Here is an 8098-nt window from a genome sequence, read left to right on the forward strand (position 1 = left end):
CCGATCTGGAGGCGGATCGGCTCACGGGTTGGTGCTGAGCGCGGCCTGCAGGTCCGTCGCGGCCTTGGTCTGCCACTCGATGAACGTCATCCCGGCGGGCAGAGTTTCGGTGACCTCGACGACGGGGATGCCCGCAGCCTCGCTGGTGGTGCGAATGTCCTGTGTGACAGCGTCTTCGGTCTGAGTGTTGTAGACCAACGCGCGGACGGACTTGGACGTGAACAGATCCCGTGTCGCGGCGATCGATGCGGGCGACGGGTCGTTGCCCTCCTCGATGGCGTCCTTGAAGTCCTCGGGAGTGCGGTCGTCGAGATCGGATTCCTCGAGGAGGTAGTGCGCGATCGGTTCGGTCTGGGCCACCGGTGCATTGGGGAACTCGGCGGCGATCCGGTCCGTCACGTCGGTGATGGCGTGGATCTGCTCGTGGAACGCATCGGCGTTGGCGGTGTACTGCGCGGCGTTGTCCGGGTCGAGCTGGCCGAGCTTGTCGGCGATCTCCTCGGCGGTGTGCGCTGCGACCTCGGCGTTGTACCAGACGTGTTCGTTGACCTCACCGTGCGAGTGGCCGTCTTCTGCCGCGGGCTCGGTTGCGGACTCTGTTGCTGCCTCGGACGTCGTCTCGGAGTCGTGATCGTGGTCCGCGTCGAGCAACGTGAAGGCATCCACGGACGGCACGTCCTTGCCCTCGGAGCCGAGGATGTCCTCGATGAACTGGTCGTAGCCACCGCCGTTGTAGACCACCAAGGACGCCTCGGCAACCGCGGCGGCGTCACCGGGGCTCGCCTCGTACGAGTGTGGATCTGCCGACGGGTCGGCGATGATCGACTTCACGGTGGCCAGGTCGCCCGCAACGGCCTCGGCAACGCTGCCCCACACGTTCGTGGACGCGACGATCGTGATCGGACCGTCGACGGGGTTGGCCGGAGCGGACTCGGTGCTCGTCGGCTCGTTCGAGCTGCACGCGGTCAGTGCCAGCGCGGCAGCGCAGGTCAGGCCGATGAGGGCCGAGCTCTTGACCCGAGACGGGCGGTGGAAGGACGACATCGATGTACTCCTGAAGGCAGGGCTTGACGCTAATGGAAACCGTTACCGTTGTACTCTAGCTCTCGGGCGGGCTCGGTATCGAATCGGACGAGCCCAACCTCGATTTTCACTGCAGCGTGGTGTGGGACTAACGTCCCGGTTATGGCCAGGTCAAGCGAGCCCCGACGTCAAGCGACGTTGGCGTCGATCGCAGCCGAGCTGAAGGTATCGCGAACCACTGTCTCGAACGCCTACAACCGACCCGATCAACTCTCGCCCGAACTGCGCGAACGCGTCCTCCAAGCAGCCAAGCGACGCGGTTACGCAGGCCCGGACCCGGTCGCGCGATCGCTGCGCACCCGCAAAGCCGGAGCCATCGGACTCCTGCTCACCGAAGCCCTCAGCTACTCCTTCCGCGACCCCGCCGCCATGAGCTTCCTCGCCGGTCTCGCCGAATCCTGCGAGGCCGCAGGACAAGGACTGCTGCTCATCCCCGCCGGAGCCGAACGCGACGACGTGCAAGCTGCCGCTGTGGTCCAACAAGCAGGAGTCGACGGATTCGTCGTCTACTCCGTCGCCGACGACGACCCCTACCTGGCCGCAGTGCGCGAACGACACCTACCGATCGTCGTGTGCGACCAACCCCGCAACATCCCCGAGGCCGCCCTCGTCGCAATCGACGACCGCGTCGCCATGAAAATGCTCGCCGCACATCTGATCTCGCTGGGACACGAACATCTTGCAGTGCTGTGCATGCGGCTCGGACGCGACCGCCGCGATGGCGTCGTACCCCCGGGGCGGCTGGCCGACAGTCACTTCCACGTCCAACGTGAACGCATCGCCGGCGTCCAGGCCGCGATGATCGACGCCGGACTCGACCCCGACACCCTCACCGTCGTCGAACGATTCGACCACACCGTGCGCTCCGGCCACTCCGCCGCAGCCCAGGCACTACAGGCCAACCGCGAGACCACCGCACTGCTCTGCACCACCGACGTCATCGCCCTCGGTGCACTCAACTTCGCCAGAGTCTCGGGAATCGATGTGCCGAGCCAACTCTCGGTCACCGGATTCGACGGCATCTCCGACGCCATTCGCGAGAACCTGACCACCGTGCGCCAGGACGCCGAGGAAAAAGGCCGCCGCGCAGGCAAACTGGTGCTCTCGTCCTCACACTCGGGCATCGTTGCCGCCGAAACTCTCCCGACCGAACTCTTCCGCGGCCGCACCGCAGCACCGCCGCCGGCTCAACCGCCCGCAATTGCCTGACCAGCTGCCCTCGCGCGCTCACTCCAGATTTGCGCCCCATTTGGGATCAATGTGGGTTTCAGTCACTCAGAGTGCAACAAAGCCACATTCATTCAGTGTCGGCTGGAACCCCGTTCGGGATGAATGTGGGTTTCAGTCAGTCTGAGTGCAACAAAGGCGCATTGATCCCAACTGGGGAGGAGTGAACCGGGTGCGCGAGGCGGGGCGGGGGGTCAGACGGGCTGAGCGCTGAGCAATCTCGCGCAACGCAGCAGACCCAGGTGACTGTAGGCCTGAGGGTGGTTGCCGAGAGAGCGTTCGGCAATCGGGTCGTATTCCTCACTGAGCAGTCCGGTCGGTCCGGCGGCGCTGACGAGTTGAGCGAACAGAGCCTCGGCCTCGGCGCGTTGGCCCACCAGCAGGTATGCCTCGACGAGCCACGCTGCGCACAGGTGGAATCCGCCTTCGCCGCCGGGCAGACCGTCGTCGTGGCGGTAGCGGTAGACCGTCGATCCGCTGCGCAGTTCGGCTTCGGTTGCGGTGACGGTGGCTGCGAAACGCGGGTCCGACGGCTCGATCAGTCCGGACAGGCCGATGTACAGCGTCGCGGCGTCGAGGTCGGTGCCGTCGTATGCGGCGGTGAAGGACTGCACTTCGTCGTTCCAGCCGTTGGCGAGCACTTCTTCTCGGATGGTGTCACGAAGCTCGGTCCAGCTCGATTCGGCTGTGCGGCCGAAGGTTTCGGCCAGACCGATGGCGCGGTCGACCGTCGTCCAGCCCATCACCTTCGAGTAGACGTGGTGGCGGGGATTGTCTCGGATTTCCCAGATGCCGTGATCGGGTTCGAACCAGCGTCGCTCGACGGCTTCGACCATCGCGCGGACGAGGTCCCAGTCGTCGTCGGAGAGGCCGTTTTCGGACCCCGCGGCTTTGCGGGCGTGTGCGAGGGCGGACACCAATTCGACGATGGGGCCGAAGACGTCGAGCTGAACCTGTTGGTTGGCAGCGTTTCCCACGCGGACCGGACGCGATCCGGCGTAGCCGGGCAGCTCGTCGATGACGGCCTCGGGCGGCAGGCCCAGGCCCCAGATGGTGTATAGCGGGTGCAGGCGTTCGGGTCCCGACACCGATTCGAGTACCCCGTGAATCCACGAGAGGTAGTTCTCGGCCTCGGCTGTCGATCCGACGTCGACCAGTGCGGTCGCGGTCAATGCTGCGTCGCGCAGCCAGCAGTATCGGTAATCCCAGTTGCGCACTCCACCAATGTCTTCGGGCAGTGACGTGGTGGCGGCAGCCATGATCGAACCGGACTCGGAGTGCACGAGGCCGCGCAAGGTCAGGGCCGATCGCTTCATCAGGTCGCGCTTGAGCGGCGGCAGATTCAGGCCGTCGGCCCAGTCCTTCCAGTACGACTCCGATGCTCGACGCCGTTCGACCTCGGGCCACGGGTGCTCGCTCAGATCGTCTGTGCCGAGCCGCAATTCGAGAACTATCGGCCCGTTCGACGGGTCGACCTCGGCGTGGGCGGACTGCTGGGATCCGTCGGAGACGATGTTCCAGGTGACGCCGGGGCTCCGCAGGACCATCGGGTCCGCGGTGCCGAGGATGCGCAGTCCGTCGACGTCGGGTTCCAGTGATGCCCACGCCTTTCCGAACTCCGGACGCGGCGCGAACGTGACGATGGCCGGTGCCTTGCCGGTGATGACGCGGGTCAGCGCGGTCTGGCCCTGGCCGATGTCGTGCGGGAGGTAGTCGGTGACCTGCAGGCTGGCCCACTTGGTCTGCACGGTCATCGTGCCGTCCACGTACTGCTGGCTCAACGGAAGCGATGCGCGGACGGGCCCGATGCTGAAGTGTCCGGCCTGATCGCCGCCGAGCAGGTGTGCGAACACCGCTGCCGAATCGGGCTCGGGGTGACAGAGCCAGGTGACGTCGGCATCGGGAGTGAGCAGCGCGACGGCGTTGGGGCTGGCCAACATCGTCAGTCGTTCGATGCGCGGGGCGTCGGCTCCGGAGAGCCACTGCCGACGCTCCTCGAGCAGGAACGCCAAGGCCAGTGCCACGTGCTCGGTGCTGTCGATGCGGAACTCGGCGAGAGTATCGCCCGGTCCGATCTTGACCCCGATGTCGGGTCCGTGCAGGTGGCCGAATGCCTTCTCGTCGGTGACGTCGTCGCCGAAAAAGACTGCGGCAGTAGAGGCTTCCTGATGTCTGAGGATATCGAGGGCGACGCCCTTGTCGGTGATGATGACGGCCAGCTCGATGACGGACTTGCCTTCGGTCACCTGGACGCCGTCGCGTGCGGCAGCACCGGAACGCACGGCGGCCAGGGCTTCCTCGCCCGCGGCGGGCTCGGCGTTGCGCACGTGCAGTGCGACGCTGGCCGGCTTGGTTTCGATACTCACGCCCGGATGGGCGTCGGCGATGGCTTGGAGCTCGCCGGTGATGACGGTGAGGAGCTTCTTGGCGTCGTCGTCGATGGCGTTGACGAACCCGGCGTCGAACTCGCTGCCGTGGCTGCCCACGAGCTGCACCTCGGACGGCAATCGCGAGAGGATCGCGAGATCGCGGAGGGCGCGGCCGGAGATGACCGCAGCGTTGGTGCCGGCGAGGGAGGCGAGCCCGCGCATGGCGCTGACGGACTCGGGGTGCGGGAAGGCCTTCTGCGGGTCGGAGACGATCGGAGCCATGGTTCCGTCGTAATCGGACGCGACGAGCAAACGCGGAGTCCGAGCGACTCCGACGAGTGCGCGGCGAAGTTCGAGCGGCAATTCGAGTGCAGTCACGCGTCGAATCTAGGCGATGAACCTCGTCTCGGCGTACCTGGCTTCGTGCGTCCGGTGCATCACTGCTGGTCGGGAACCAGACCGGGCGACGGCGTCACACCGGAAGCAGCCGACATCGACCTCGCGGATTTGGTGACGATGGCCAACATCGCTCGTTGTGCGGCGTCGGCGTCACCGGACTGGATCGAGGACGCGACCACTCCGTGCAACCGGATGGCCTCGGGGTCTGCTTGCCGCGACATCAAGGCATGGCGGGTGCGTCCGGCGAGTACCTCGACGACGATGTCCGACATCGACCGCAACATGGGATTGCCCGACGCCTCCAGCAGCGTGCGGTGGAAGTTGCAGTCGTGTTCGAGGTAGGCCTCCGAGTCCGCGGACCGCGACGTCGAGGACATTCCGATGACGGCAGCGGTGAGCGCCCCGCAGTGCTCGGGGGTGGCTCGGTGGGCAGCGAGTTTGGCTGCCAAAGGTTCGATACCGGACCGCAGTTCGCTGAGCAGCAGCAGCTGCTCGGCGCGGGCAGGCCCGGCCAGTTGCCAGCGGATGACCACCGGGTCGAGGGAGTTCCAGTTCTGCGAACCCAGCACTGTGATGCCGACGCGACGCCGAACGGTGAGCAGGCCCAGCGACTCGAGAACACGAACGACTTCGCGCACCACGGTTCGCGATACGGCGAACCGCACGGCGACGTCGTCGGCCGAGATCCGGGTGCCACTCGGGATCGCGCCACTCACGATGTCGCGCCCGAGCTCGTCGAGCACCGAATCGTGGAGTTGGCGAAAATCGTTGGTCTCGGTCATGTCCGATCGATCGTCCCACGGGTTGCCCGGTTTCTCGCGTCTGTCCGATCCCGATGCACCGGATGGAGCAGTATCGAGTCATGGCAGCAGAGAAGACAGGCAGAGCGCACCATCCGGTTCTCGTGGTGATGGGGGTATCCGGATCGGGCAAATCCACCGTGGCAGGCATCCTCGCCGGAGCCTTGAAATGGGACCTTCAAGAGGGCGACGACCTGCACCCGGACGCCAACGTCGCGAAGATGGCGTCGGGTCAGCCCCTGACCGACGAGGACCGATGGCCGTGGCTCGACATCATCGCCGAGTGGATCACCGACCACACCAGCACGGGACGATCGGGAATCGTGACGTGCTCGGCACTCAAACGGTCGTATCGGGACGTACTGAGCGCAGGAGCCCGGGACGGGGCGCCGGTGATCTTCGTGCACCTGGCCGGAACCAAGGACCGAATCAGCGGGCGTCTGAATGCACGGATGGACCACTTCATGCCGTCCTCGCTGCTCGACACCCAGATCTCGACACTGGAACCCCTCGGCGACGACGAGAACGCCATCGTCGTCGACATCGGCCCGCCGCCGACCAAGATCGCCGAACACGTCCTCGTCGAACTCGAAAAACGCGCAGGAATGTCCGAAAGCCACTGAGTGCTGCCTGCCTCTGCCCTCTTGCTCCCCACCCGGGTTCGGATCAATGCGGGATTCAGTCGGTCAGAGTGCGGCAATGGGACATTGATCCACACCCGGGGGCCGAAACAGGGCAGAGGTCCGGGGCGGAGTGTCCGGTAAGTGCATATTCCAAGCAAGCGCGCTTGATTTTAAGTACTACGAATGACCGAAAGGACTTGTAAAAGTACGACGAATGCGAGAAGGTGAGCTTGTTCACTTTTCAGTGAGGAGACAGCTCATGGTGCGAGGCGCACCCGCCAGGCCGGTCCAACTTCCCGTTCCCAATGCAGATGTCTGGGACTGGCAACTCGACGGTCTGTGTCGTGGTCTCGACTCGTCCGTGTTCTTCCATCCCGAGGGGGAGCGAGGCCGTGCCCGCGCCACGCGGGAGAAAACCGCCAAGCAGGTCTGCGGCCGATGCCCGGTGCTCGAGCAATGCCGTCAACACGCACTCGAAGCGAACGAGCCGTACGGCGTGTGGGGCGGAATGTCTGCACACGATCGCGCAGACTTCTACCGCGGAGCCGTTCGTACCGCTTGATCCTGCTGTGCCGGTGCTGCGGAGACTTCGTAGACGATCTCGAGGCCGTCCTCGTCATCCCATTGCTCACCCACTTCGATGAACGCGAAGCTCTCGATGAGGGCCAGCGAGGGCGTGTTGTTCGGGCTGACGGTGGCGCGAACAGTACGCACGTTCTTGTGTTGCCGTGCAACGGCGAGAAGGGTTTCTACCGAACGTCGGGCATGGCCTCGTCGACGAAACTCAGGATCGACTCGGTACCCGATCTCCACCATCCCCGTCTCGTCGGGAGCTCCGTGGAAGCCGGCCACGCCGACTGGCATGGCGACGTTCGGGTCGACCATCAGCCGCGTGATCCACGATGCATCACCGGGGATGTCGATGATCTGCTTGCTTCTCCTCCGCCACAGGCTGCGGCATTCGACCCCGGCGAGATAGGGCGAAACACGGTGGTGTGATGCGGGAATCGACTGTCCCGTTGCCAAGGCATGCAGCATCTCCGCGGGAATTGCGTCCAGGCGAAGTCGTGACAGCTGGGGCTGGGGATGATGCCACGGGGCACTTGTCATAGTCATTGGCGAGACCTTTCCACTCTTTCCCGCCGATCAGCCTTTCATTCTCGGTCCACGATGAGGTCGAGCACAACGCCGCTCGAGTCGAAGCCGAAACTGGAGTTGAGCGGCAAGCGATGTGCTTCAGGTTTCAAACTTTCGATACCTTGGCGAACTATTTTGGCTCAAACCCTTGTCTTGGACGTATGTGCCGTTTTATGTTCGAAGCGTCCAGAAGCACGAAACAACTCATGTTTCTCGAGGAGTAAACATGCAGGTCAGACGAGCTATCGGGGGAGTATTAATCGGGGTTGCCGTTCCCGCACTGGCCATGGCGGGAGTGCAAATGAGCCTGGGCTGAACCTAGACAGCCGCAACCACAAACGCCCGCTTCCGTCGCCAGGAGCACTGGAGTCCGCACGGGTTCGATCGGCTGCCAGGAACCGGTGTAAGCCCAGGTTCCCTGGTCAGAGCAACGATTCTTCTTCATTCCGTGGTCGCTCAA

General features: G+C 64.7%; 7 protein-coding genes. 3 read left to right on the forward strand and 4 right to left on the reverse strand.

What is annotated here, in order from left to right; translation table 11 throughout:
• Positions 1-21 precede the first annotated feature (21 nt).
• Entirely contained in the window at positions 22-1044 is a 1023-nt protein-coding gene (locus CH285_RS00835; RefSeq protein ID WP_032382194.1) for a metal ABC transporter solute-binding protein, Zn/Mn family, read from the reverse strand.
• Positions 1045-1185: 141 nt separating this feature from the next.
• Between CH285_RS00835 and CH285_RS00840 the strand changes: the two genes are divergently transcribed.
• Complete coding sequence (locus CH285_RS00840; protein WP_032364921.1) at positions 1186-2292, forward strand: LacI family DNA-binding transcriptional regulator; 1107 nt, start codon at positions 1186-1188, stop codon at positions 2290-2292.
• Positions 2293-2504: 212 nt separating this feature from the next.
• On the opposite strand, the gene otsB is transcribed toward CH285_RS00840, so the two are convergent.
• Positions 2505-5057: a trehalose-phosphatase gene (otsB, locus tag CH285_RS00845; protein ID WP_094643787.1), complete on the reverse strand. Its 2553-nt coding sequence runs from the start codon at positions 5055-5057 to the stop codon at positions 2505-2507.
• 59 nt (positions 5058-5116) lie between these two features.
• Positions 5117-5860, reverse strand: coding sequence for a FadR/GntR family transcriptional regulator (locus CH285_RS00850; RefSeq protein ID WP_027494331.1), 744 nt, complete (start codon positions 5858-5860; stop codon positions 5117-5119).
• 80 nt (positions 5861-5940) lie between these two features.
• Here CH285_RS00850 and CH285_RS00855 point away from each other — a divergent pair, with 80 nt between their 5' ends.
• The gene (locus CH285_RS00855) at positions 5941-6501 is read left to right on the forward strand and encodes a gluconokinase (RefSeq protein WP_032364969.1); all 561 of its coding nucleotides are present in this window, start codon (positions 5941-5943) and stop codon (positions 6499-6501) included.
• 259 nt (positions 6502-6760) lie between these two features.
• Positions 6761-7063, forward strand: a complete 303-nt coding sequence (locus CH285_RS00860; protein WP_032364923.1) for a WhiB family transcriptional regulator — start codon at positions 6761-6763, stop codon at positions 7061-7063.
• Here the strand turns inward: CH285_RS00860 and CH285_RS00865 are convergent.
• Positions 7036-7617 (reverse strand): GNAT family N-acetyltransferase, encoded by a 582-nt coding sequence (locus CH285_RS00865; protein ID WP_052066209.1) that lies wholly within the window; start codon positions 7615-7617, stop codon positions 7036-7038. The genes CH285_RS00860 and CH285_RS00865 overlap by 28 nt on opposite strands.
• Positions 7618-8098: the final 481 nt, after the last annotated feature.

Origin of the sequence: Rhodococcus sp. 05-2256-B1 (assembly GCF_002258465.1) — a bacterium.
Classification (GTDB): domain Bacteria; phylum Actinomycetota; class Actinomycetes; order Mycobacteriales; family Mycobacteriaceae; genus Rhodococcoides; species Rhodococcoides fascians.